The sequence below is a fragment of the Paenarthrobacter sp. RAF54_2 genome, assembly GCF_052113945.1.
GTDB lineage: Bacteria > Actinomycetota > Actinomycetes > Actinomycetales > Micrococcaceae > Arthrobacter.
Map to the genome: position 1 here is coordinate 1 of NZ_JBFRDV010000006.1, position 25,114 is coordinate 25,114.

Annotated in this window: 25 protein-coding genes; 12 read left to right on the top strand and 13 right to left on the bottom strand. The window is 59.8% G+C overall.

Features of this window, described 5'->3' with window-relative positions:
- Positions 1 to 167: 167 nt before the first annotated feature.
- The 7 genes from AB4Y87_RS06535 to AB4Y87_RS06565 form a co-directional block, all read right to left on the bottom strand.
- Positions 168 to 1,037: an MBL fold metallo-hydrolase gene (locus AB4Y87_RS06535; protein WP_442003611.1), complete on the bottom strand. Its 870-nt coding sequence runs from the start codon at positions 1,035 to 1,037 to the stop codon at positions 168 to 170.
- A gap of 101 nt (positions 1,038 to 1,138) precedes the next feature.
- Positions 1,139 to 2,161 (bottom strand): VOC family protein, encoded by a 1,023-nt coding sequence (locus AB4Y87_RS06540; RefSeq protein WP_442003612.1) that lies wholly within the window; start codon positions 2,159 to 2,161, stop codon positions 1,139 to 1,141.
- Between the two features lie 13 nt (positions 2,162 to 2,174).
- On the bottom strand, positions 2,175 to 3,089 hold the full coding sequence (locus AB4Y87_RS06545; RefSeq protein ID WP_442003613.1) for an alpha/beta hydrolase: 915 nt from the start codon (positions 3,087 to 3,089) through the stop codon (positions 2,175 to 2,177).
- A gap of 128 nt (positions 3,090 to 3,217) precedes the next feature.
- Positions 3,218 to 4,216 (bottom strand): helix-turn-helix domain-containing protein, encoded by a 999-nt coding sequence (locus AB4Y87_RS06550; RefSeq protein WP_442003614.1) that lies wholly within the window; start codon positions 4,214 to 4,216, stop codon positions 3,218 to 3,220.
- 159 nt (positions 4,217 to 4,375) lie between these two features.
- Positions 4,376 to 4,780 carry a carboxymuconolactone decarboxylase family protein gene (locus AB4Y87_RS06555; RefSeq protein ID WP_442003615.1) on the bottom strand — a complete coding sequence of 135 codons (405 nt, stop codon included), beginning with the start codon at positions 4,778 to 4,780 and terminating at the stop codon, positions 4,376 to 4,378.
- 52 nt (positions 4,781 to 4,832) lie between these two features.
- Positions 4,833 to 5,843, bottom strand: coding sequence for a helix-turn-helix domain-containing protein (locus tag AB4Y87_RS06560; protein WP_442003616.1), 1,011 nt, complete (start codon positions 5,841 to 5,843; stop codon positions 4,833 to 4,835).
- Positions 5,844 to 6,086: 243 nt separating this feature from the next.
- Positions 6,087 to 7,004 carry an MBL fold metallo-hydrolase gene (locus tag AB4Y87_RS06565; protein WP_442003617.1) on the bottom strand — a complete coding sequence of 306 codons (918 nt, stop codon included), beginning with the start codon at positions 7,002 to 7,004 and terminating at the stop codon, positions 6,087 to 6,089.
- Positions 7,005 to 7,308: 304 nt separating this feature from the next.
- Here AB4Y87_RS06565 and AB4Y87_RS06570 point away from each other — a divergent pair, with 304 nt between their 5' ends.
- The 5 genes from AB4Y87_RS06570 to AB4Y87_RS06590 all read left to right on the top strand — a co-directional run bounded on the left by AB4Y87_RS06570 (position 7,309) and on the right by AB4Y87_RS06590 (position 12,232).
- Entirely contained in the window at positions 7,309 to 7,776 is a 468-nt protein-coding gene (locus AB4Y87_RS06570; protein ID WP_442003618.1) for a tautomerase family protein, read from the top strand.
- A gap of 60 nt (positions 7,777 to 7,836) precedes the next feature.
- On the top strand, positions 7,837 to 8,805 hold the full coding sequence (locus tag AB4Y87_RS06575) for an alpha/beta hydrolase (protein ID WP_442003619.1): 969 nt from the start codon (positions 7,837 to 7,839) through the stop codon (positions 8,803 to 8,805).
- A gap of 231 nt (positions 8,806 to 9,036) precedes the next feature.
- Complete coding sequence (locus tag AB4Y87_RS06580; RefSeq protein WP_442003620.1) at positions 9,037 to 9,531, top strand: tautomerase family protein; 495 nt, start codon at positions 9,037 to 9,039, stop codon at positions 9,529 to 9,531.
- Positions 9,532 to 9,782: 251 nt separating this feature from the next.
- Positions 9,783 to 10,613 carry an alpha/beta hydrolase gene (locus AB4Y87_RS06585; RefSeq protein ID WP_442003621.1) on the top strand — a complete coding sequence of 277 codons (831 nt, stop codon included), beginning with the start codon at positions 9,783 to 9,785 and terminating at the stop codon, positions 10,611 to 10,613.
- Positions 10,614 to 10,846: 233 nt separating this feature from the next.
- The gene (locus AB4Y87_RS06590) at positions 10,847 to 12,232 is read left to right on the top strand and encodes an MFS transporter (protein WP_442003622.1); all 1,386 of its coding nucleotides are present in this window, start codon (positions 10,847 to 10,849) and stop codon (positions 12,230 to 12,232) included.
- 440 nt (positions 12,233 to 12,672) lie between these two features.
- Here the strand turns inward: AB4Y87_RS06590 and AB4Y87_RS06595 are convergent, their stop codons facing one another.
- Genes AB4Y87_RS06595 through AB4Y87_RS06605 form a run of 3 tightly spaced genes read right to left on the bottom strand, consistent with a single transcriptional unit; the run spans position 12,673 to position 15,479 of the window.
- Positions 12,673 to 13,704 carry a TDT family transporter gene (locus tag AB4Y87_RS06595; protein WP_442003623.1) on the bottom strand — a complete coding sequence of 344 codons (1,032 nt, stop codon included), beginning with the start codon at positions 13,702 to 13,704 and terminating at the stop codon, positions 12,673 to 12,675.
- Entirely contained in the window at positions 13,701 to 14,552 is an 852-nt protein-coding gene (locus tag AB4Y87_RS06600; protein ID WP_442003624.1) for an MBL fold metallo-hydrolase, read from the bottom strand. The genes AB4Y87_RS06595 and AB4Y87_RS06600 overlap by 4 nt, the downstream gene beginning before the upstream one ends.
- Before the next feature lie 33 nt (positions 14,553 to 14,585).
- Positions 14,586 to 15,479 carry an alpha/beta hydrolase gene (locus tag AB4Y87_RS06605; RefSeq protein WP_442003625.1) on the bottom strand — a complete coding sequence of 298 codons (894 nt, stop codon included), beginning with the start codon at positions 15,477 to 15,479 and terminating at the stop codon, positions 14,586 to 14,588.
- A 232-nt stretch (positions 15,480 to 15,711) separates the two neighbouring features.
- Here AB4Y87_RS06605 and AB4Y87_RS06610 point away from each other — a divergent pair, with 232 nt between their 5' ends.
- The 7 genes from AB4Y87_RS06610 to AB4Y87_RS06640 all read left to right on the top strand — a co-directional run bounded on the left by AB4Y87_RS06610 (position 15,712) and on the right by AB4Y87_RS06640 (position 22,034).
- Positions 15,712 to 16,881: a thiolase family protein gene (locus AB4Y87_RS06610; protein ID WP_442003626.1), complete on the top strand. Its 1,170-nt coding sequence runs from the start codon at positions 15,712 to 15,714 to the stop codon at positions 16,879 to 16,881.
- A gap of 219 nt (positions 16,882 to 17,100) precedes the next feature.
- Positions 17,101 to 17,823, top strand: a complete 723-nt coding sequence (locus AB4Y87_RS06615; protein WP_442003627.1) for a flavin reductase family protein — start codon at positions 17,101 to 17,103, stop codon at positions 17,821 to 17,823.
- Positions 17,824 to 19,041, top strand: a complete 1,218-nt coding sequence (locus AB4Y87_RS06620; protein ID WP_442003628.1) for an alpha/beta fold hydrolase — start codon at positions 17,824 to 17,826, stop codon at positions 19,039 to 19,041.
- 54 nt (positions 19,042 to 19,095) lie between these two features.
- Complete coding sequence (locus tag AB4Y87_RS06625) at positions 19,096 to 19,884, top strand: enoyl-CoA hydratase/isomerase family protein (protein ID WP_442003629.1); 789 nt, start codon at positions 19,096 to 19,098, stop codon at positions 19,882 to 19,884.
- A 58-nt stretch (positions 19,885 to 19,942) separates the two neighbouring features.
- Positions 19,943 to 20,560, top strand: a complete 618-nt coding sequence (locus tag AB4Y87_RS06630) for a CGNR zinc finger domain-containing protein (RefSeq protein WP_442003630.1) — start codon at positions 19,943 to 19,945, stop codon at positions 20,558 to 20,560.
- 80 nt (positions 20,561 to 20,640) lie between these two features.
- Positions 20,641 to 21,522 (top strand): sulfurtransferase, encoded by an 882-nt coding sequence (locus tag AB4Y87_RS06635; RefSeq protein WP_442003631.1) that lies wholly within the window; start codon positions 20,641 to 20,643, stop codon positions 21,520 to 21,522.
- 20 nt (positions 21,523 to 21,542) lie between these two features.
- Positions 21,543 to 22,034 carry a PaaI family thioesterase gene (locus tag AB4Y87_RS06640; RefSeq protein ID WP_442003632.1) on the top strand — a complete coding sequence of 164 codons (492 nt, stop codon included), beginning with the start codon at positions 21,543 to 21,545 and terminating at the stop codon, positions 22,032 to 22,034.
- 79 nt (positions 22,035 to 22,113) lie between these two features.
- Here the strand turns inward: AB4Y87_RS06640 and AB4Y87_RS06645 are convergent, their stop codons facing one another.
- The 3 genes from AB4Y87_RS06645 to AB4Y87_RS06655 all read right to left on the bottom strand — a co-directional run bounded on the left by AB4Y87_RS06645 (position 22,114) and on the right by AB4Y87_RS06655 (position 24,988).
- The gene (locus AB4Y87_RS06645; RefSeq protein ID WP_442003633.1) at positions 22,114 to 23,535 is read right to left on the bottom strand and encodes an MFS transporter; all 1,422 of its coding nucleotides are present in this window, start codon (positions 23,533 to 23,535) and stop codon (positions 22,114 to 22,116) included.
- A gap of 257 nt (positions 23,536 to 23,792) precedes the next feature.
- Positions 23,793 to 24,341 (bottom strand): AAA family ATPase, encoded by a 549-nt coding sequence (locus AB4Y87_RS06650; protein ID WP_442003634.1) that lies wholly within the window; start codon positions 24,339 to 24,341, stop codon positions 23,793 to 23,795.
- Positions 24,341 to 24,988 (bottom strand): bifunctional 4-hydroxy-2-oxoglutarate aldolase/2-dehydro-3-deoxy-phosphogluconate aldolase, encoded by a 648-nt coding sequence (locus tag AB4Y87_RS06655; protein ID WP_442003635.1) that lies wholly within the window; start codon positions 24,986 to 24,988, stop codon positions 24,341 to 24,343. The genes AB4Y87_RS06650 and AB4Y87_RS06655 overlap by 1 nt, the downstream gene beginning before the upstream one ends.
- Between the last annotated feature and the right edge of the window lie 126 nt (positions 24,989 to 25,114).

Below are 25,114 nucleotides of genomic sequence, written 5' to 3' on the forward strand. Positions count from 1 at the left end.
GCCCTTCGGAGTCAAGATCGCGGCCCTTCGGAGTCAAGATCGCGTTAGCATGGGACATTGAAGACCTCCTTGTGAAGCGGACTCTTAGACAAGCCCCACTCCACTCGGAGGTCTTCTTTTTGTCACCTAACCACGCCGAGTGTCCCTAACGTCCATGGTCAATACAGCTAGGCGGCGTGAGCCGCCTTTGCTGCCGCCCACGCGGAGCCAGGATTAGCGCGGTTTGGATGCTTTTCGAGGATGGCGGCATATAGCTCGGCGGAGGTTGTGGTGGCTTCGCGCAACACGTCAAAATCTTCAAGGTAGGACAACGTTTCTGCGATATCGTCCGGGTCATCCGGGTAGTCGCTGTGTTTATGCCCTGCCACCACAGCCCTGGCGCCGAGTCTGGACAGTTGCTCAAGTGCAGATCGCCAATTGTCCCGCGATAAGGGAGTAGTCTCCGCGAGGTACGGGTGCGTGTGGTTATAAACAACGTCACCGCCGACGAGCAAACCCAGACTAGGTACCCATACGGCCGTGGTGTCTTCGGTGTCTGTGAAACCCGTTGGAATGATTTGGAGTTCATGGCCATGAAGCTCCAGGACCGGCGAATCGATAACAGTGGGCAGTTGCAGCGGAGACGGGATCTCACCGGGGAACAGCATGCCCCAGAATTCCGTCAGCATTGCAGGCGAGGCATGCTTCCTAGCCTCCCGGACCGTTCCGGAGGTTGCGACTGCAGTGGCTTCCCTATACCGGCGGAGCAACTGTCCGATGCCGAAGAAGTGATCCCCATGCCCATGGGTGGAGTAAATTCGAACCAAGTTGCGGTCGAAAGAGGCGACCCACTCGACCAGCCTCTCGTTTTGTGCCGCCGTCGTGAAGGTATCGATCAAGATCGCGTCACGGGAGCCGTAGAGCAGGGTTGACGTATTCGTTACCCACTGAAGATCGGCAGGCCCATACGGGAGGTCTCGGGTAAGAGAGGGGCGACGGTCGACGAGAACGGCATACTTCAAGCTCTCGTCTTCGCTTTGAGGTAGCTGCGTGATCATTTTTCTCCTTTTGGAAGAACCGAGGCTGGCTATCATCTGGATCTCTCAGCCACCCGACGGAACCGCAGTTCCGTCGGGTGGCTGAATGTCGCAACTCGTTTCTACTTATTGCTGATACCCAGACGCTCGGATGCCTCCGGATAGGGAGTCCAACCATCAATCGGTTGGACCATCTCGAACCGTAGGCCTGTCTGCTCTCGGGCGTCCATCACCAACAAGCGGGTGGGCGCCTCTCCCATGCCGAATTCGTGGAACGGCACGTCCATATCGATGAGTGCGGTGGCTCCCATGCCGACCATTCGCTGTTTGACCGCTTCCACATCGTCCACATAGAACGTCACGTTATGAACGCCAGGGCCGCGCTCCTCGAGCTCCTCGTACCACGAGGTGGGCTGGCCCAAGATAGTTGGCGGAGGTTTCAGGATCTGAAAAACAATGTTTCCGACCTTGGCATGAAGGATAGGTCCGAATCCGAATGCCTTCTCCAGATTCTCGGAGATCTCCTTTTCCACCCGCTCCGCCCCAAGGCAATCGCTGAGGAACTCAAAGACCGCTTCCGGGTCGGGATGAACGATCTCGAGATGGAGGAGGGCCTGGGCGGTGGGTTGGTCGGTGTTGGTTGGTGGTGTGGTGTCGGTTCGTCCTGGATAGGGGTTCCAGCCGGGGACGTTAGGGCATAGTTCGAATCGGAGGCCGGTTTGTTCTCGTGCATCCATGACGAGGAGGCGGGAGGGTCCGTCGCCGAGGCCGATCTCGTCGAAGGGCACGTGAGTGTCGATGATCTCGGTGGCACCCTTGCCGAGCATCCGTTGTTTGACGGTCTCGACGTCGTTGACGAAGAAGGTGACGTTGTGGACGCTTGGTCCGTGTTCGTGGAGTTGGGTGTGCCAGGTCGGAAGGTTGGGTCCGGGGGTGAAGATCTGGAACACGATGTTTCCGACCTTGACGTGCTCGCCGACGACCCCGAAGGTATTCGAGATGTAGTCGGCGATCTCTTTCTCAACTCGCTCGGCACCGAGGCTGTCGCGGAGGAACTCGTAGGCGGCGACCGGGTTGTGGTGGACGAGTTCGAGGTGGACGAACTCGAGGGCGGTGGGTCCGGGTGACGTCGTTGTCTGGGACATGATTCGTGGCCTTTCAGTGCCCGGTGGGGAGGTGTTCGAGGAACCAGTCCCGGGCGGCTTGGGAAGTGGTGTCGAAGTTGGGTCCGGTGTAGGAGTCGAAGTGGCCTCCTGGGATCGGGACCAGCTTCTTGGGCTGCAAGGCTGTTTCGTAGGCCGCGAGAGCGATCTGGCCGTCGGTTACCCGGTCGTGAGGTGCAACGATCATCAGCAGCGGGGTGGGCGAGATCGCGGGGATCCACGACTCGACGTCGTAGCCACGCACGAACTCGACGGACTGCACGGTGAGTTCGTTGCGCCAGGACGGGGCCCGGTCGGCGTGGGTGGTGAACCATTCGTAGGAGTCGCGGTGTCCCAGCGCGGCGTGCCCGGCGGGGTCTTCAGTGACGACGGGCATCATCGTCGGTGCGGCGCCGCTCATCCGGGCGAGTCGTTCGCCGGCGAACGCGGCGTCGGTCGGTGCCCAGTGGTCGATGCGGATCTGGCTGGTGAACGATGCGGTGCCTGAGATGGCTGGGACCTGGGTGACGACGGCTTTGACCCGGTGATCGGTCGCGGCGACGACGAAGGCGTGCGAAGCGCTGTAGCTGGTTCCCCAGAGGCCGATGTGGTCGGCATTGACATCGGGACGGGATTGGGCGTAGGTGATCGCGTGCTGGGTGCAGCGGATCTGCTGCCACGGGTCGATCTCCTGACGTGGCGTACCCGGCAACGGGTCACTGGCCCCGAATCCGGGGTGGTCGTAGACCAGGCAGCTCAACCCGGCCGCCTGGAACACCTCGGCGTAGTGGTCGAGCCACATCTCTTTGACTGCTGAGAATCCGTGCGACAGGACCACGCACGGCGCCTCACCGCTGGAGTCGTCGGCGGGGTAGAACCAGCCACGCATTGTCGCACCTTGTGCGGTGAACTCGATGTCTTCACGGGCCACAGAAATTCCTCCTTGATTTGTTACGGCTTGGTGAATACATCTTCACTGGCGGCGAAGGTCGACTTCCTGCATTTGCGTGCCAGGTTCTGGCCTATCTGTGCCAGAACCTTAAATCGAAAATCAGCACGTCAGGATAATGTCGCGGCGGAGGTCCGGTAATCCCGGGGCGCGCAGCCGTACTCTGCGCGGAAGGCACGAGCGAAGTGGCTGGGATCGGAAAAGCCCCAACGTACCGCGATATCCGCGATTGAACCGGCTCCAGCGGCGAGATCCCGACGCGCCCTAGCCAACCGTCGTGCTCGCACGAACGCTCCGACAGTCTCGCCGGCCTCCTCAAAGACCCTATACACTCCGCGAACCGACATCCCGTGAGCGGCAGCGATCGAAAGGGCTGTGATGTCCCCCGACCGAAGGCGCTGCTCGATCCAGTCCTTCATCAGGGCAATTGGCGGCTCAGTTGCTCCTCCGTTTTCCGCAGTGACGTGGTGGCGGGCCGCCGGAATTAACAGCTCCAAGGCCGCACTGCGTGCCGCGCGCATTTCGGAGGCGCTCAGCCGGTCAAGCGTCCGCGCCAGCAACGCGAGGTACCCGGTAAACAACTCAGTGGCCGGTGCTGTGCGGTCAAGGAGTAGCGGTCGGAACAGGAAGTTCCCGCCACTCGTTTCCTCCAGTGCGATCAGCGGGATAATAAGTGTCTGTTTGATTTGTGGTGAGTGGACCTGAAACCGGATCGGCTGGTCGCTGCGCCACACAACAGCATCGCCTGGGCGCATGTCGAACGTTGCGTCGCCCACAACCAGCGTTTCGCTCCCTTCGCGCAGGACCGTTACACCGAGGTATGGGTCCGCTGCCCGAGCGGCCCGGCGCTTTCCTCGCATGCCTTGGCAGGGATCACAGCCAGCCTCAACAAGGGCAAGATCCTGGATCCAGCGGCGGCGGGCCCAGGACTGAAACGACGCTGCCGTCCAGGTTGCGTCGATACGCACTGCCATGTCTACAAGTGCGGTCGATAAGAACTCTTCAAAAGTGGCCTCCCTTTTGGATGCATCAACCTCAGTGAGATCCCAGTAGCCATCTGCACCAGGGGCAGGCAGCAATCGCTGCGGAATGTCTTCAATGACAGTCATGCCGATTCCCTTCCTTTTTCAAAGCTCGATACAACTGAGGCAGTCTCACAACCGTCCAACGAGAATAGGTAACGCACGAGTGACTGGTGGGGTCACGGGGTCGAATCACGTTAGAGATGGGAGACGAATGGCTTTGGCACGGCCCGCGTCCAGTGGTTCTCAGCCGTTGTTCTCGGCGTTGTATTGGATGATGGTCCGTTCGGCAACACGGAATGACTCCAAGGCGGCTGGAGCCCCGCAGTAGACCATTGCCTGAATCAAGACTTCTTGTATCTCCTTTTCGGTGACACCGTTGTTGAGTGCTCCGCGGACGTGCCCGGCGAGTTCCTGGTTTCGGTTCAGGGCAGTCAACATGGCGAGATTCAGCATGCTGCGCGTTCGCAGATCCAAACCCGTTCTGGTCCAGATCCTTCCCCAAGCAAAATCTGTAACGAGTTCCTGAATGGCCCGCGAGAAGTCACTTGCTTCCTCAAGAGACTTTTGGACATGTTCTTTCCCCATCACTTTTTCTCTCAGGGCGAGGCCTGATGTGGCAGCGGTCTGGGTTGCGTCGAAGTTCGTCAATTTCTGTTTCCTTGCCCTGTCGTCTGTACGTCCGCATGCCAGAAAACTGCTCCTATGTGGGACTCGCCCCTGCAAGGGCATTGAAGAGTGGCGCCCAAGCGTCATCCAAGGGCTGGGATATCAACCCGGTTGACCGTGACGCTTCGTTGACTCCCGAGTCTGGCGCCGGAACGCCGCGACCAAGGGGTGCAGGAGCTGATGCCGGCGCTGTTGTCTGCTGATAACTCTCACGAAACTCTCCGGGTGTCATCGCAAACTCGTGCTTGAATATCCGGCTCAAGTGACTAGCGTCGAAGAAACCCCAGCGGTGGGCAATTGTGGCCACCGGTTGGTCGGATGTGAGCAAGTCGCGCCTGACCGCCGCGAGTCGATGAGCGCGAACAACCGACCGGACGCTGTCACCTGTTGAAGCAAAGGCTCGCTGTACCGTTCGCGGAGAGACATTATGTGCTGTGGCGATGTCCTCTACCCGGAGGGTCCTGCATTGAAGATGCTCGCTAATCCATTGCTCAAGACGCGGCCGAAGCATTGGCAGGAAGTCGCTGCCGCCAACGTTGGCCTTATTACCGAGGACCAGTCCGGCGATGAGCGAAAGCATCGCGTTACGGGCACCTTCCAGTTCCGACTGCGACATTCGGGTGTATTGACGGTCGATCCCGTGCAGTAGGTCTTGGAGGATCTGTGCCAGGGGGCTGTCTGCTGTCCGGAGTACCAAGGAGTCCGGAATACTTGTTTTGGCAAGGAAGGGGATGAGGGCGGAGGAAGGTATCCTGACGCTCTTCTTCCGTACGAAATGCGGAATGACAAACTTGCCCGGCCCGCGGGTGTCGGACAGAAGCACGATCCCGGGCTGTAGGACCGCGCTTCCGTATGCCGTATCTATGACTTGTTTCCCGGCAGAGGCCGTGAAGAGCAGCAATGCCTCATCGCCTCCGCGTCCGTCCTTCGCGCTGCGCACTCCCTCGATCGGCGGAGAATCCCAGTCGGTGATCAGGATGTCCCCAAGGTCGCGCTTCAGGAACTTCCCTGGACGTTCGCTTGCTCCAATCGGCTTTAGATCCATCCTTGCGATGCGCTCATTTGCTTCGATCCTCCAATGAGCATCGAACTCCGAGTTGGTACTGAGAGTATTTCGCAGGTCTAACAAAACGGCCCTTTCCACAGTCACAGACAAAAATCCGTGGCGAACCCGAAGCATCACCCTTCAGGCCCCCACTCCGGGTTCCGACATAACCATAAGCTGAATGACTATGTTAGGGAAGAGTGGATGCGGCCTCGTTTCCGAACGTCTGAAGAAGAATGGTAACTAGTTCACCTCTGTCCCAGTGCTTACGAGGAGTTCGCCGGAATCGCGACGTGCTATCGCACTCTGCGCAGAGAACTGAAGTGTCCACAGGTTTCCGTGATGCGGATACTTGGCCACCATGACGCGGGTGAGTTCTTCGGCATCCTTGGCATCTTGATAAGCGGCAGCGAAATCCTTGATGTAGGCCCGGGTGGTGGCGATCATGTCAGTGACGGCATAGTCATCACCGTCCGGCCTTCGGTGGCCACTGACGATCATCCGGGGATTGAGGCCCTCCACAAGATCCACTGTTTCCAGCCAGTCCTCCCACTCCGCGGGCGTGGAGAGTCCGAGCATTGGATGGATTTCGTTGTAAATCGCGTCACCTGCCACAACCAGGCCGATGTCCGGCACGTGGACCACGGTGGTTGGATTGATGTCGGCCTGCTTTACCTCAATGATCTCCACCAGCGACCCATCGACGTGCAGGGTGTGGCCTTCCAAGGGATCGGGAAGGGGGCCGGCCGTCACGCAAGCGTCACCGAACAACAGATCCCACTCCACTCGTTGCTGCTCCATTGTGTCTTTGATGGCCTCCACTACGTGGGGAAGCGCCACGGCTCTTGCTTCGGGGAAGCGCTCCAGGAGCGGTCCAAAGCCCAGATAGTGGTCGGCATGTGCATGGGTCAGGTAGATCGTGGTGAGTTTCTTGCCCGAGCGCTCGATCAGGTCCCCGAGATCCTTGACGTCCTCTTTGAGGAATAGCGCGTCAACGAGGATTGCCTCCGTAGGGCCGCTGATAAGAGTCGCCGTGGTGGGAGAGAAAGTACCAGTTGGGATGCCGGGAAACTCGCGGGCCGGGATCTCGGGCCAACGGCCGGCGTAGACCGTCGCACGGACCGGCGGGCTTAGCTTCGAGGAACGGGTGTTGCTGCTCATTATGACCTCCAGTGTGGTTGGCGGCTCCGAACGAGGCGCCACAGTTGCCACGCTACGGATGAACAACGAGGTCGCTATAGGAAAATCGCGTCCCTCAGTCGCATATGTGCGCCAGGGTCAGCCACGGGAGCAGGGGCAGTTCAATTCAACGAGGCGCAGTTGTACATCACCTTGACGCGCTGGTCCCAATCCGGCGGTCACGAGCGGCTCTACGGTGATGAAGATCACGATTGCGGGGCTGCTAATCCTGCAAAGGGGGCCGTGGTCACCATGCAACACCTACAAAGGAGAAGGAGGAGCCTGGATGCCATTCTGGGAGATTTATACGCCCGAGGGCGCTTTTGCCGATGAGGACAAGGAGGCGCTGACAGAGAAAATCACGTCGATCTATGAATTAGTGAACCTGCCGAAGTTCTACGTTGTCGTCGTGTTCCACAACATGTCCCGCAACAGCATCTACGTCGGAGGCGAAGCCGCAAACAATTTCATACGCATCCGCGTTGACCATATCGCCCGCGACATGAACGAGGACATGGTCGTGAACGGGATGCCCGCAGGAAGCTTCACCACCGAACAGATTAGGGCGTACTTCCACAATCTGGCCGAGGAGATGCTGGCACCCTTCGTGAAAGAGCGCGGCTACGACTGGGAGATTCACGTCGACGAAACTCCTGAGGATCTTTGGCGTGTGCAAGGCCTCGTCCCCCCACCAGGAGAATCGGACTTTGAGAGGCTCTGGCGCAAGGAGAACCGTCCCGTCCCGTACTACTGAGCAGGCCAACAGGACTGCAACTCACCACCAACTGCCGACGAGTTAGATCAGGAAACACTTGTGAAAAATAGTGAAGCACTCGTAAGAAGAGATATTGAAATCAAGACAGAGGACGGAACCGTTCTTCGTGGCTACCTACACGCAGAACCGAACGTGGCCGCACCCTGCATCGTCATGGCCCATGGATTCGGTGGAATAAAGGAGCACATCGACCACTATGCAGCGGCCTTCGCGGTATCCGGTTTCACCGTGATCGTCTACGACCACCGAGGCTTTGGCACTTCAGGGGGCAAGCTCCGCCATGAGGTTGACCCCTATGTGCAGATGGCGGACTGGCGAGACGTGATCACACAAGCTACAGAACTTCCCGAGGTTGACGGCGCTGCCGGAGTTGGCCTCTGGGGATCCAGCTTTGCAGGAGGGCTGGCCATGGTGATCGGCGCCAACGACCCCAGGGTCCGATGTGTCGTTGCCCAGATTCCACAGGTAAGCGGGCACTTGAATAGTCGGCAGATGTTCAGCGTTGAGCAGAGAGCCGAACTCGAACGGCGCCTCGAGGCCGATCGCCGCGGCCGTATCGCCGGAGAAGCGCCTGAAATGATTCCGGTCTTCTCGTCGGACCCCAACACGCTCTGTGCCCTTCCTCCGAGCGTTGAGCAGGACTTCATCAACTTCGCTCTCCAGGATTCGCCGTCATGGAGCAACGAGGTGACGCTACGATCGGTAGCCCACTTGCTGGAGTTCGAACCAGCCGGATGGATTCCTCACCTGGCACCGAAGCCCCTGCTGATGATCGTAGGCCGGGCTGATACCTGCACCTTCCCGGAAGTCCAGTTGGCAGCATTCGAGTCCGCCCGTCATCCGAAGCAGGTTCTCGTGCATGAAGGCGGCCACTTCGACACCTATACGGACCACTTCGAGCAATCCAGCGAAGCCGCAAGTTCATGGTTCTTGGAGCACCTGCGTGGTGGCGAAGAGTTCCCCTCAATGGCTGCTGTTCCAACAGCGGTGGCGCTGGATAGGCATTAGTAGATCACGCAGCCACCGCCTTAAGCCACGCAACTGGACCTTGCCGGAGTGCGCCTGAATCACGCACTGTTCAACCAGGCGCAGTTGTACATCACCTTGACGCGCTGGTCCCAATCCGGCAGTCACGAGCGGCTATATGGTGATGAAGATCACGATTGCAGCGCTGCTAATCCTGCGACGGGGTCTACGGTCACCCATGCAACACCTACAAAGGAGAAGGAGGAGCCTGGAATGCCATTCTGGGAAATTTACACACCCAAGGACGCTTTTACCGATGAGGACAAGGAGGCGTTGACTCGAGGAATAACGTCGATCTACTACGACTTGGTCGATCTGCCGAAGTTTTACGTCGTCGTCGTCTTTCATGAGATGCCCCGCAACAGCATCTACGTTGGAGGCGAAGCGGCGAACAATTTCATACGCATCCGCCTTGACCACATAGCCCGTAAAACAGTTGACTACATCGAGCACCACACGAACAAGAAGACGGTGGTGAACGGAATCGCCCTCGGAAGCTTGACCTCGGAACAGCTCCGGGCAGACTTCCACGACAAAGTGGAGGAGGTCCTTGTGCCCTTCGTGAAAGAGCGCGGCTACGACTGGGAGATCCACGTCGACGAAACCCCTGAGGACCTTTGGCGCGTTCAAGGCCTCGTTCCGCCACCTGGATGGTCCGAGTTCGAACAGCTCTGGCGCAAGGAGAACCGTCCCGTTCCCTACTACTGAGCAAGCCGATTTCCAAGCAGGGTCTGGCAACATCGCTGGCGGCTGGGGAATCAATAACAGTTCAGACAAAAATGCTCGGCCGGTATGTTCCGGTCGAGCATTTTTGTTTCCGGCAGGGAAGGACCAGAGAGGTGCGATATTGCGGACGTCGCTCATGGAGCGGTGCTGATCATGTCACGGCTTGCGGCAGAACACCGTCGCAATAGGCAAACCGTTGTTACTTCTGTCACATTCTGATAGCTTCATCCGCTATGGAAACGATGATGTTTAACGCCGGCGGCAATGTTCAACTCGAGATTCTCGCGTCAGGCCCTCCGGGGGCGATCCGACCCCGTTCTGCTCTTCTCTTTGTGCATGGCCTCGGTCATGACGCAACGTGCTGGCGCAACTGGATGCACGCAGCCTCCGAGGATGGCTATGCGGCGTACGCGATCTCGCTCAGGGGCCATGGCGGCAGCGGAGGACGCCTGCGTTCCGCCCGGCTGAAGGATTATGTTGAAGACGTCCTTCGCGCCGTCGAGGCTGTCGATGCCGATGAGATCGTCTTGGTTGGACACTCACTCGGTGGACTGGTGGTGCAGCGGGTGTTGGCGCTGCAGCCGACGACGGTGAGCGCGGGCGTGCTTGTTGGCTCTATCACCTCCGGTCCGGCCTTCGGAACGGTGTTTTCGGTGCTGAGAAGCCATCCCTGGCAAGCGATGCGGTTTCTCGCGGGTCGAAGCCTTCGGCTGCCGCCGGACATGTTGTTCGAGCGGATGGGCGCTGAGGAGGCGGCGGAGATCTCCCGATCCCTTTGCGGGGAGTCACCCTGGGTCCAGTACCAGCTGCTTTTCCACCTTCCGGCGAAGGTGAAGTCCGAATATCCGCTTCTGTCCGTCCACAGCAGGCACGACCGAATGGTGCCAGCGCGGTCGGCGCGCGCAACCGCACGACGCTATGGCGCCGATGTGCGGGAACTCGCCGGGATCGGACATGACATGATGCTCGACGGCGGCTGGGAGGAGTCCTGGAGCGTGATCAGCGGCTGGTTGAAGGCGCTTCGGGTCGAGGCCATCTCGCGGACGGCAAGGCCAGCGGATTGAATACCGAAAAACCATTGCTTGAAAGAGCTGTGTAGCTTAAGCTTCTTTCAATCGCAGAGTTCACCCTGTGTCCCCGATCACACTTGAGGATTCGGTTGCCATGAGCAAGGCGCAAGGGAACAACCTAGACGGCAATCGCTCACGGAAGACTGCGTGCCCTGATCCACGAGCACTACGAGCTTCGCATCAGCTCACGCACGCCAACGACGGCGTGCATTAGAAAGGCAAACAACATGGCAATTGCCAACGAGGCGTCAAAGACGACCGACCTCCGGACCCCGGCATCCTCCCGCTTGACCGTTCAGGAAATACTCAATCAGGCGCCGCTTGGCAACAGGCGCCGCGTGATCATCCTTCTCGGGTTCCTGACCATGACCCTTGAAGGAGTTGAAATCGGCCTGTGGGGATTCATCTACCCACAAATAGTCACGCAGTGGGGTACCTCGCTGGCAACAGTTACCACCATGGTGACGCTGGGAGTTGTGGGCCTCACCGTCGGTTCGATGGTTGCCGGCCCGCTGTCGGACCAGATCGGCCGAAGGCTCCCGATTATCGTAGGCACGGCAGGATTCGGGCTGGCCACCTTAGGCGGCGCGCTGGCACAAAACGACCTTACGTTGGGAATCTTCCGGGTGGTGGCATGCCTGTTCCTCGGAGCTGTGATGCCCCTGGTCATCACACTCGTTGCCGAGTTTGCGCCTGAAAAGCGTAAGGCCGCCATTGTGGCCATCACGTTCACGGGTTTCCCGTTGGGGACAGTCATCACCGGCTTCCTGGCATCCACCATTCTCCCCACCTTGGGCTGGCAGTGGCTGCTCGGAACCGGAACAGTCCTGGCATTGATTCTCCTGCCCGCGCTGTTGTGGGGCCTTCCGGAATCAACGGTGTTCATGATTCGAAGGGGAGGCCGGACTGAAAAAGTGACGAAGGTACTGAGTGCCATCATCCCCGGCTTCGACATGAACACTGTGGATCTGACGGGCGCACCGCAGGCTGGCGCTGCCAAGCCGGTTGGAGGTGTCAGGGCCGTACTGTCCAAGAAACTTGTGGTGGTATCGCTGCTCATCTGGCTTTGCTACTTCATCTGCGCCGCAGTGGTTTATATGTTCCTGAACTACCTGCCGCTGATCGTCAAGCAACTTCATATCGACGCCGCGGGCACAGGCAATGTGGTTTCGATGTTCGGCATCGGCGGTGTGATCGGAGCCTTGGCTATCGGGTTTGCCATGGAGAAGCTGGGCAAATATGTATCCCTCGGTGCGGCCTTCACGCTGGCCGCCGGAGCGGCCTGGATCCTGGCATCAGTCAATCTGACCTTGCCCCTGCTGCTGGTTCTGGGCTTCACCATCGGCGTTGTGCTGGTGGGTGCCAACAGCGGTATGAACGCACTGAGCACATCCGTTTTCCCCACTGAAGCCCGCGCAACCGGCGTGTCATGGATGCACAGCTTCGGCAAGGCCGGCTCCATCGTCAGCGGTGTGCTGGGTGGCGTGATGCTGGGTGCGGGATGGGGCGTGGACCAGATCTTCTTCGCCCTGGCCATTCCACTCCTGGCCGGAGCTGCAGCCGTGGGGGCAGTCAGGGCGATGACCATGCGCCGTTCACGTTCGGACGCATAAGGGTCACACAGGACGTCAGCGATAAATAGTCCCAATCCGAGCCACCTTGCTCCTGCTCCGGAGCAAGGTGGCTCCGCTGTTTGCCGAGTCAGCCGGTGGCAAGGTTCGCTGACTTCCGAACGGGTGCTGTCGCACCTTCCGGCGCAGTTCGCTGGCAGCGCCTCCGGCAGGCGCCGACTGGAGAAGCAATTGGCATCCCGCGCCGAGCTGCTCAGGGCTCGATGATCCCGCGCCGCGGTCATGCCCCACTGGGGAGTGTCCTGAACGCGGAAAAGACCTCCGAGTGGAGCTGGACTCTCTACAAGTCCCGCTCCACCCGAAGGTCCTTCCTTGTCACCCGTGCACGCCGCAACCGTTTCCCACAACTCAAGCGCCCGAGGTCGAACATCCAGTTGGGCGCCTCCGCGCGGACTTGCTGTGGTCACGCCTCTGCGGAAGCGTCAGCGCTGCTTCTTAGCTGGCGAACCGTGAATGAGCGTCCGTATTCCGGTACCAAGGACAAAAACAGTGGCAAGGCCCAAGAGGGCCCAGGAGATGAGTTCCGAGCCCGCGACGTCGACGTTCCTGAGCCACCGGATGCCGTAGTTCGCCGATGTTGACACCGGGAAGGTGAAGATCCAGAACGTCAGCGAAAACGGCAGGCTGGCGTACTGGGGAATCAGGGCCACCTGCATCAGAATCATCATGAGGAGGATTCCCGTGAGTCCTGTCTGGATGATTCCGGCACCCTCCGGGCGGATGACTATCCAGGCAACGCAGGCCGTTGCGGGGGCGGCCACATACGCGGCCAAGACGGGCTTCAACTCGTCCGGCATCTCAATCCCCGCCATGAAGCGCACCGTCACCACCGTTCCCATCACCAGCCAGAAAAAAGCGCCGGTTCCCCACGCAGCGATCGCCGCTTGGGGCCAACCCATGGTGGAGAAACCGATACTGGCGATGAAGGGACCTGCGGCAACGGGAAGCAGGTAACCCGGGTGGACCCATTCCAGAGTCACTCCTCCGGTCACCCAGTGGGCCAGAAGTCTTGCTCCGAGCAGCGTGAGAGCGATGATGAAGCACAGGCACAGCAGGGACCAAAACGTCTTGTTGTATTCGATGTAGTGACTGCTCAGGAGGATGCCCACCAAGGGAATGAACGACGCCGAAGGGCCGTTCCCGGGGTGCCTCAGTTCTTTGTCGAAGTGTCCCTTGGACCCGTATCGGAAACTTTTTGCCAGGTACCGGATAAGCAGGATGGACCAGATGCCGGCACTTATCCCGTAAAAGACCTCCGCTGGCCATGCGGGAGCATGAAGTGTCAGGCGTGCCGCCTGCCAGGCGCCTCCCAGCCCAGTGATGCCCAGGGGAATGGCAAACAGGTTGAAGGGGTGCGACGGAGGCTTTGGCGGTGGTTCAGTGACGAGATCGGGCAACCGCGCTTCCGACGCTGTCGCACCGCGCCCTACCGTGGGCGCCTGACCGCCGGTCAACTGAGCAGTTTCATCGCCGCACCCCACAATGCACCCGGGTTTATCCGATCAGGATGAAGCGCAAGCATTGCGGAGAAGAACTCCTCCGGCGTTGGTTGCTCGGCCAGGAGCTTTGATGCGTCCAAAAGGTACCTGCGGGTCTCCTGGATCTGTCCCGGCAGATCGGGCAATGCGGGATTCTTGTGCCCGGCCACAACGAACTTCGGCTCAAGGCTCTCCGCGATATCAATCGCCCGCAGCCAGGCTTCGAGACCTCCATCCTGGGACTCCGTCAGGTAGGGGTGGACCCCGTTATAGACGGCGTCCCCGGCTACCAGGAGTCCGATGGAGGGAACGAAGAGCATCGTGGTGTTGTCACTGTCGGTATGGCCCGCTTCAATGATCTGCAGTTCATGACCCTCAAGTTCAAACGACCCATTGTCCACCGGCTGGGTCACTGTTGTGGTGGGCGGAATCTGGTCCGGGAAGATCGAGTCCCAGAAGGAGGAACGGAACTCCGGAGAGCCATGCATGGCCATTTCCTGGAGCGTGCCCGGGGTTGCCAGTACTGTAACCCCCGGAAACCGCTCGACCAGGGGACCTGCGCCGAACCAGTGGTCGCCGTGGCCGTGGGTGATGTAGATGTGGCTAAGTGTCTTCCCTGAGGCCTCAATCCAGTCCCCGACCCTCGTTGTCTGGTCCACCGTCATGGGCGGGTCAACCAGCACCGCGTTCTCCTGTCCGGAGATCAGCGTGGAGGATAGCGGGGACCAGATGCGGGGGTCACCGTTGGGAAGCGTCCCTCGTCCTGTTTGAGGCAGGGTGCCGGAGACAAAGACGTCGTAAACCAGCTCGGTTGTGGGTGCCATAGTATGCGTCACTTTCCCTGAAGTTTGTGGTGGTTAGAGGTGCAGCAAGAACCAGTCGAGGGCGGCGGAACTTGATTCTTCGAAGTTTTCTACGTACGGCTCGAAGTGGCCGCCCGGAAGCATCACGAGTGATTTGGGCTCCTGGGCCTGTTCGTAGGCCTCGAGGGCCAGGTCCGTGCCGGTCAGTTCATCGTCAGCGGCCACGATGAAGAGCAGCGGCTTCGGGGACACCCTTGAGGCCCAGACTCCTGGTTCGTAAAGGCGCGCTGCCCGGGTGGATTGCAAGGTGACGGTGTTGTCCCAGCCGTATTCTTCCGGACCGGGTTGCGTGTAGAAGCGCAGTGCGGAGGGAACCCGGTACGCGGCAGGCTGGTTTGGGTCGCTGCTAACTACCGCGATCATCCTGGGTGCCTTGCCGGCGGCTTGGTCCCGTTCGTCGTCGATGAAGGACTGTTCCAGCGCAATCCTGGCGTCACCTACTGCGCGGCGGGAACCAGCCACATGGCCGTTAATGGCGGGTACCTGGGACACCACTGCTTTGAGCCGCCCCTCCGTAGCCCCCAAAACCAGGGCGTGCCCGCCGGAGTAGCTGGACCCCCACAGGCCGATGCGCGAGGCGTCCACTTCAGGCCTGCCTTCGAGGTAGGTCACGGCGCGGCGCCAGTCCTTGATCTGCTGCCAGGGGTTGATGTCATGGCGGAGTTCGCCCTCGCTCGCGCCGAAATTGCGGTGGTCGTGGACCAGGACCACGAATCCGTTGGCAGCAAAGCGGGAGGCGTAGGCGTCGAGGCGATGAGCTCGGGTTCCCGCATAGCCGTGTGCCATGGTGATGGCGGGATGAGGTCCTGGCCCATCCGGGATGTAGAGCCAAGCGCGGAGCTTGATTCCGCCGTCGGCCGTGAATTCAACATCCAGTCGTTCTGCCATGAATCTCTCTTTTCTTTCCAGCGCCCCTGGACGGGCAGGGTGAAGCCGCGGGAGCAACGCCGCGCGCCGCGGGGAATTTGTGACGTGTGGGTGAAGGGGGTAAAGACGTGAAATAAGCGTACAGCTTTAGGCTATGTCCTGCAATGATTTTTTGGCGTATGCTCCTTTCACGGCCGCGAGCCGGCCGCCCATTCCAGATTTTCTTCACCAAGGCACGACGAAAGGCAGAAGCATGGCAAGCAGCTTCATCTACGACGGGATCCGTACCCCCTTCGGAAAATTCGGTAAGTCGTTGGCCGGCGTTCGTCCTGACGATTTGGCCTCCCATGTGGTCCGCCAAGTGGTGGACAGGCAGCCCGGGCTGGAGGCGGACAGGATCGACGAGGTGATCTTGGGCAACGCCAATGGTGCTGGGGAGGATAACCGCAATGTGGCGCGCATGGCTGCGCTGCTCGCCGGGCTTCCGACGTCGGTACCTGGCGTCACGGTCAATCGACTGTGCGGCTCCGGACTTGAGGCTGCGATCCAGGCAAGCCGTGCTGTGGAAATCGGGGATGCCGACCTGATTGTTGCCGGGGGCGTCGAGTCGATGAGCAGGGCGCCGTGGATCCTCGCAAAACCGGAGCGGGCGTATCCGGCCGGCCCTGAAACCCTGCACAGTTCGACGCTGGGCTGGCGTATGGTCAACCCTCGGATGAACGAGGCCTGGACTATCTCCAATGGCGAGACGGCTGAAATCCTGGCCGACAAGTTTGGCATATCAAGGACTGAGCAAGACCAGTTTGCCGTGAGAAGCCACAGCTTGGCTGCCAAGGCCTGGTCCGAGGGCATCTACGACGACGAGGTCGTGCCCCATCCGGATTCGGCGCTCCTCACCGACGAGGGCATGCGACCCAGCACTTCCGAGGTGGCCCTGGCTGGCCTGGAGCCGGCGTTCCGCGACGGTGGCTCGGTAACGGCGGGTAATTCCTCTCCGCTCAATGATGGGGCGGCGGCCATGCTCATCGGCCGTGAAGATGCCTTGGAAACGGAACCTCTGGCTCGCATCGTTTCACGCGGGGTGGCCGGCAACGATCCGAACGTTTTCGGCATTGCCCCTGTGGAGGCTGCGAATCAGGCGCTTGCCCGGGCAGGCAAGACCTGGGCAGACGTCGACGTCGTCGAGCTCAACGAAGCGTTTGCCGCCCAAAGCCTTGCGTGCCTGCGGCTTTGGCCTGACCTGGACCCGGAGAAAGTGAATATCCATGGTGGAGCCTTGGCGCTGGGCCACCCGCTGGGGGCGTCCGGCTCCCGCATTCTCATACACCTGGCGCGCGAGCTGAAGCGCCGTGGAGGCGGTGTTGGAGTCGCTGCCATTTGCATCGGCGTCGGGCAAGGCCTTGCTGTCGTTCTGGAGCGATAGCCGCCGCCCCGCCCCCCCCGCGCGGTTGCGGCACCCAAGGCGTTTTCGAATTCTCAATCAACACTCTTGTCTGAAATAGGTAAAGCGGATACGCTTACTTCAGCTGACTTTCACTAGACTCCAAAACTTCCCACCACCGCAGGCCGCGCCGATGCAGCCTCAGGTCGCGTTTCTTCTAAGGAACGCCCCCACACTGACAAGGAAAGATAAAGGCTCTCCATGATCATCAATAGTGCGGATCTCGACGCCGTCGACTCCTACAAACTCCTCATCGGAAGCATCATTCCCAGGGCCATCGCCTGGGTGAGCACCGTCTCACCCGACGGAGTGGCCAATCTTGCGCCCATTTCCTTCTTCACGGCGGTGGGGCGAAAGCCGCCCATGGTGTCGATCTCGCTGCAGCCGCGCTCAGACGGGAAGACCCTCAAGGACACCTTCGTCAACATTCGCGAAACGGGAAACTTTGTGGTGAACGTGGCGACCCTTCCACAGGCAGACGCCCTGCACTCCTCCGCCTTCGAATTTCCCTCGGGCATCGACGAGTTTGAGGCAGTGGGGCTGGAAAAAGAGGCTTCACAAGCCGTGTCTGCGCCCAGGATCAAAGACGCTCCCATCGCAATGGAATGCATCGTTAACCGCATCATCCCTGTGGGCGAGATGAACGATCACGTGGTCTGGGGCGAAGTTGTCCGTTTCCACGTCAAAGACGAGCTTTACCTGGAACGAGGCCGGATTGATACGGCAGCAGTTACCGCCGTCGGGCGGTTGGCGGCTGAGTACACCCTGGTTGAAAACGTGTTTACCACGCCGCTTGAGGATGAACTCCTCAAGTCCAAGCACAAGCAACGCATGGCACGGCTGGACGGTCAGCCGAGCGACTGGTCACCCATCAATACAGCAGCCTGGTCCCCATCCGGCTCGACCCTCACCAAGGAGCAGTAGATGAGCACTGTAATGGAGCAGTTGCAGAAGCAGGACCCTTCGTTGACAACCACTGGCAGCGGCGACGTGGCCGTACTTTTCATCCACGGATTCCTGGATGATCAGAGTGTCTGGGACGACGTCGTCTCCGAACTCGCCACCGCGAACGCCCAGTTTCTCAGGCTGGACCTGGCAGGGATGGGGGACCGGAGCGGGGACGAAGGCCCGTACAGCCTGGAGCGATACGCCGACGACGTCGCTCGCGTCGTGGCGGGTCTGGACAGGCCCGTCGTGATCGTCGCGCAAAGCATGGGAACGTTGGTGGCTGAACTTGTTGCTGTCCGCCATCCAGACAAGGTGGTTGGTGCTGTATTTGTTACCCCCGTGCCTTTGGCCGGGACCCACCTTCCTGAAGAAGCTGTTGGCCCTTTCCGGCATTTGGGCGGGGATGCAGAAGCCCAACGGGGGGTCCGGGAGTACCTTGGCGGCGGGTTGAACGAGTTCGGGTTGGACAAGCTCACCTATATAGGGGGCCGCATCCGTCCGGAAGTCGTGACCCACCTCGTGGACTGTTGGAACGAAGGGATTCCGAACGCCCCTGCGGACAGCGAATTTAGCTCACCAGTGTTAATAATCCGCGGTGAAGCAGACCCGTTCGCGACCGCCGAGCTGGTTTCTTCAGCTGTCGCGCCGCGATTCCGGCACGTCAAGGAGGAAGTACTCAGCGGGGCGGGCCACTGGCCTCACGTCCAGCAGCCTCGGAACGTGGCTGGACTCATCGGTCGATTCCTCAAAGAAGTTTCTGAAGCGTCGGCCCCCACCTCTGGCGCAGCAGATGCCCAAGGCTGGATAAACGCTTTCGCCAGCAAGTCCGCGGACGACTTTGGCGAGGCCTTCCACCGGGACGTTGTCCTTGAGGCTTCCGTCATCCGATCGCCCATCACCGGCCGGGAGAATGTGAAAGCGGTAATGAGCGCAGCCAGCTCTATTTACGAATCCTTGGACTTCACCCATCAAACCGTCAATGGGCCGCGCGCTTACCTTGAATGGCAGGCCACCGCGTTTAGCGGTCTCAAGATCGACGGAGTCACTATCCTCACCAAGGACGAAGCCGGCCAGATCGTCTCGGCCGCCATCCATCATCGCCCGCTTGACGCAGCGCTCCGGTTTTCGGCTGAACTGGGGAAACGCCTTGGGAAGTCTGTGGGCGATGAATGCCGTTTTTACTCCGCCGACTGATTCCTTCGGATTCAGCAGGTTCGCAACTACTTCCAAGCGAAAGGGCATATGCCAATGACCCACCTTACGTTCAGCGTCCAGGACCAGATCGCCACCATCGTCCTGGACAACCCGCCCCAGAACCGAATCGACCTTCAGATGGCGGACGAGCTTTCCGAAGCTGTCACCGCCATAGGCAGTAGCGACGCCCGTGTGGTCATCATTCGGGCTGAAGGCGCGGACTTCAGCTTCGGAGGCGACATCATGACGTGGCCGGGCGCGGAAACGCGGGAGTTGCGTGCCTTGTTTGAGCGCTACATGTCAGTCTTCAACCAGTTGGAGCTGCTGCCGATGCCGGTGATTGCCGAAGTCCAGGGTCTTTGCTTTGGAGGAGGGTTTGAACTCGCCCTGAGGGCCGACCTCATTTTCGCAGCAGAATCAGCGGAGTTCGGGCATCCCGAGCAAACTCTTGGCATCGTCACCCTCTTGGGTGGCATCTATCGCGTTGCCGAAAGGGCAGGCAAGACCCGGGCAGCAGAATGGGCGATGACTTCGGAGAAAGTATCCGCTTCGGAAATGAACCGTGCAGGAGTTGTTAACCGCGTCGTTTCCGAGGACAAGCTCACGGAAGAAGTCTTGGCATTTGCCCAGCGGATCGCCACCGGAGCTACACAGGCATACGCTGCGCACAAGGCGCTCCTGAGAACCTGGTCGTTGGGCGGCGTGGCTGCGGCAGACCAAGCGATGTTCGATATCGCCATGCCGTTGTTTGAACGCGAAGACACGCAGGCCGGGCTGAAATCGGCCGTGGAGGCACTGGAAGCGGGACGGCCACGCCCGGTGTTGGAATTTCAAGGCCGCTAATCGCACTTAACATGGTGGATGGCCAAGGGGGCCCTGGAAGTTGGCGAGAGGGGATGCAGTGAGCGACTGGAACGCGACGCAACGCTATGACATGGAAAGTGCTCCTGGAGGGCTGGGTTTTGTGCATGACCTGCTCAACACGAAATCCGCTGGAAAGCCGCGAAGGACCGATTTGTTGCTTGATCTCGGGCTTGCCCAGGATTGGCTGGATGCTGGTCTGAAACAGTGGGCACTGGCCACCGGACGGCGCTATGTTGAAGTCAAGCTTACGGAACGCGACCTGGAACACCTGCGGTACTTTCGTGATGAACTTGCGGGCACGCTAAACGCCGGAGGCGACCCGGACGCCGTCGTTGGTTCCGACATTGACGCTTTGCCCACAGTCTGGACGACCGCTACCTCCTTGAGGCTCAAGTCCAATGGCGAGATCCAGGCTGAACCGCAGGGAGCCGGAGCCGGTCACATTGAGTCCCTGGCTATGACGGAGATCTTCCAGGCCCAACTCGCAGGGACCTGGCACCGGCTCAAACTGTGCCGCAGCGAAAAATGCAGGGTTGCGTTCTTTGATCGCTCCCGCAACAACAGCGGCGTGTGGCATGACGTAAGAATCTGTGGAAACCCGGCGAATCTGCGGGCGCACCGGGCACGAAAACTTGAATCAAAGCTCGTGAATTGACTCCCATTTCTGTTCGTTCCTGAACAATGTGCAGGAGGGTCTTTTCGCTGACCGGGCTATTAACCCCACTAAGGACCTCAATGCAAGCTTTACCTGCGGACAATTCCGCCCGAATCACCGAGTACGCGCATCCTGACAGGCTGGTTACAGCCGAATGGCTTGTGCGGCACATGGCTGATGACAGACTGGTCATCGTGGAGTCTGACGAGGACCCGCTGCTTTATGAACTGGGCCACATTCCCTCGGCCGTCAAAATTGATTGGCACACAGATCTGAACGACCCCGTTATTCGCGACTATTTGACGGGTCGGGAATTCGCCAATCTAATGACGTCCAGGGGTATCTCGCGGGACAGCACCGTTGTCATTTATGGTGACAAGCACAACTGGTGGGCTGCCTATACCCTCTGGGTGTTCCGTCTCTTTGGCCATCCTGACGTCCGCTTGCTCGACGGCGGGCGGGAAACGTGGATCTCCGAAGGGCGTCCCCTCGAGACGTCGCTGCCGCCCGCAAGGACCGCAACGTCCTATCCGGTAGTCACGCGCGACGACACATCCATCCGCGCGTTCAAGGATGACGTCCAGGAACACCTCGGCCGATCCCTCATAGACATCCGCAGCCCTGAGGAGTACAGCGGGGAGCGGACGTCAATTCCCGATTACCCGCAGGAGGGCGTACTCCGTGGCGGGCATATTCCCGGGGCGCGCAATGTCCCGTGGGCGCGGGCTGTTTCCGACGACGGGACGTTCAGGCCGCGAAGGGAACTGGAGGAGATCTACTTCCATGAATCAGGCCTGAAAGTGGACGATGAAGTTATTACCTACTGCCGGATTGGTGAGCGTTCAAGCCATTCCTGGTTTGCCCTGACTTTCTTGCTGGGTATGGACCGGGTGAGGAACTACGACGGGTCCTGGACCGAATGGGGCAATGCAGTACGGGCTCCCATAGCGGTCGGTAGTTGAAGCGAACAAGAGGAGCACTAATGAGTGAGCGTCAACGAGTCGTAGCGTGGGACGATCCAGCCCTTGGCGCGGCAGCCATGCCCGGCATGAGCGGCTTGGAATACCTGCACGCAATGATGGGCAAAAAACTCCCACCCCCACCGATGGGGGAATTACTGAACATGACCCTGGTGCATGCGGCACTGGGCACTGCCACCTTTACCTGTCACCCCGACGAATCCCATTACAACCCAATCGGCTCGGTTCACGGCGGGCTCCTATGCACCCTGCTCGATTCCGCCCTTGGCTGCGCCGTGCAGACAACCCTTCCCCAAGGCCAGGGTTACACCTCCATAGAGATTAAGGTGAACTACCTACGCTCGGTGCAGGCTGACAGCGGCCCATTGACCTGTGTAGGCGTTGTCTCGAAGCCCGGCAATCGCGTTGCCTTCGCGGACGGCACTGTCACCGACGCCAAGGGCAAGCTCGTAGCTACCGCCACCGGCTCCCTGCTCGTCTTCGCAATCGACTGACCTGGTGGGGTCAGCGCCACAGAGGGAGAGCCCCCGACCGGTTTCGGTCGAGGGCTCTGCCAAGTGAATCGCCCGGGATCTACATCCCTGAACTCTTCGTCCGGACCGCGGCCGGCGCAGTCGTCGAAACAAGGTGCTCACCCTCCAATACTTCGGGGTCTGCGGGTGCAACGGTGGCACGTTTTCCCTTACTGCCAGTCTCAGGGAGCGTGAAGTACACGATGAGGCAGAGGGCGACTATCGCGATCATGTAGTAGGCGACGAACATTGGTTGTCCGGCGCCAACGAAGGCAGCAGCGACCAGCGGTGCGGTCCCGCCGAAGATGGCAATCACGATCTGGTGAGAGAACCCGATGCCAGACACCCGGACGGATGCAGGAAACAGTTCTGCCTGAATCGTCGGGTAAACCGACTGCCAGATACCAAGGACCACCCAGCCTGAAGCTGAAACCAAAACGTAAACGCCGAACCCTGGCTGGTTCAACAGCAAAAGCAAGGGGTAGAACAGTGCGATCATGCCGATGGCGCCGATGATGGGGAAGATCTTGCGGCGGCCGAGACGGTCGGAAAGGTAACCGCAAATTGGCACGATGATCACTAGTAATGCAAGTCCGATGACACTTCCTGCAAGCGTTGAGGCGAGGTCCCGGCCAGTCGTGAGTTTGGCGTAAGTGGGCAGGAAGGTCGCCCATGTGTAGTAAGCCACGGCGGGGGCAGAAAGGGCTGCCGTCTGAAGCAGGGCCTTTGGATGATCGCGCAGGAGATCCCGCAGACGCGCCGGTGCAGACTTTTGATCGACGGCGGCACTTGCTTCAAATTCAGGGGTTTCATCCGAACGGGCACGCAGAATGAGGCCAACTACTCCCAGCGCACCGCCAATGACGAACGGAATGCGCCAACCCCAGGCCGCCAGTTCATCGGGGGAGAAGGCTGAAGTGACCATAGCCGCTGCACCAGTCGCTGCGAGAGTTGCGAGGCCGCTTGCCATGTTGGAAAACGAACCGAAGAGACCCCTGCGGTTTGCAGGAGCGTGTTCAACCATGAACGCGATGGCGCTCTGCTGCTCGGTGCCGGCGGAGATTCCTTGCAGGATGCGCGCAACCAAGAAGAGAATTGGGGCGGCGTAGCCGATGGTTCCAAAGGACGGCGTAAGGCCGATGATCAGGGCGCCGAGGGCCATCCCGGAGATGGACAGTGTCAGAATAAGCCGTCGGCCGAAACGATCTGCCAGTGGCGAGATGATGATGCCGCTAAGAGGCCGAACCACAAACCCCACCGCGTAAGTGAGAAGGGCTGCCACGAGGGAAGCGAACGCAGAGTCACTCGGAAAGATCTGCGACGAGAATACTGCTGCGAGCAGACCGTAGATGTACCAGTCGTACCACTCCACAAAGTGGCCGATGGTACCTGCGATCAGGTTGACGCGGCGGCGGGGCGGCTCGGGCGCTTCGGGAAATTCCGAAGAGCCTGGACTGTCCAGCGCTTCTTTTGAGGTCTTCATTGAACTCTCCATATTTGGGTTCCAGGGAGGATAGGGGTTCGATCCGAGGCAGTCGGCCAGGCCGCCGATTGGGCTATGGGCGCTTACTGCCAGCATGGGGCCGGTACGCGAACTCTTCAAGGCTTTGCGTTTCCAGCGGTTCTTACCTGGGACACGCAAATGAGATCGGTTGCTGAGATCGGTTGCAATCAACCCTACGGACTGAATGTGATGCTTGTCAACGTTTTACTTGTGGCGCGTGTAGGCCGAAGGTCGGTTTACTCAGCCTCAATGGAAAGAGGCGCTTCGTTGTTGAAGTCCAGGAATTGCACTCCGGACCAGGCGCACTCCAAGCTGCCGTACACAGACCAGTATTCATCCCAATGGGCGAGTTTCCACTGGTCGCGCTCCAGTCCGCGGCGGGTGAGCCGTTCGCGGAGAACTTCCTGACGTACCCGCACTCGGATGACTGTGATCTCGCACGAGGGCCACAGAAAGTTTTCTGCAGCACGGGTCAAATAATCTGCTTCTCCGAAGTAGGCTCCAAAGGGAGCATCAAGGACCACTGACCGGCCGAGGCGTAGGTTCACGCCCGCCACATCCATGAGGGTTTCGTACTCAAGGGGCAGCAGATTGTCGCGATAGTAGTCGTTGGACTCGCGGTCGGTGGGATCGTGCCCTGTGGCGGTCAGTGCGAATTCAACGAAGCGGCCGCTGACCCGGTCCTTGTCCAGATATGCAGCCTCATGCTCTTTCGCCGTTTGCTGGGCAACCGTCGTTTTTCCCGAGCCCGCCGGTCCGATAACAATGAAGACGCCCGGAGACATTATCGGCGGGCCTCTGCCACTGCTGACAGGAATTCCTCGGCAGCTTTCGTGACGCGGGTAAAGTCGCCGTCCGGCTGCCATGCCTTTGTCACGTAGCTGCCCACACCGACGCCCGCCACGCCCGCCGCGAACCATTCGCCGACGTTTTCCAGGGTCACGCCACCTGCGGGCATGATCGGCAGATGGGCCAGCGGCGCCAGCACAGACTTCGCATAGGCAATGCCGCCAGCCTCGGTGGGGAAGAGCTTGAGGATATCAGCACCCGCTTCTGCTGTTTCCACTAGCTCAGTCGGTGTGTAAGCCCCACTGATTGTTGGTATCTGGTATCGGTTGGCTGTGCGGATCATTGCAGGGTTCAACTGCGGGCTGACCAAGAACTCTGCGCCGGCGCGGATGCACTCGTAGGCTGAATGCTCATCCAACACTGTCCCGGCGCCGACTGCCACGCCGGCGGGCCCATGCTTGGCGGCGAGTCGTCGAATGACGTCTACGGCGCCGGGAATGGAAAGCGTGATTTCGAGGGCTTTGAATCCTCCTTCGATAGCGGCTTCCGCCACACGTTCGGCGAGTTCGGCGTTCTCGAGTCGCACGATGAGTACGGCCCCGGATTCGTCGATGGTTTGCAGGGTGCGAAGTTTCTTTTGCATGCTGGCTTCTTTCCGGACGGGAAGCGTCCTGGTCTCGAGCAGCCCGGCTCGTGTTGATGTTCCGTTGACAAACTCTCCCACCATCCATACTGTTATTGCAACCGATCTCAGCAACCGATCTCATAC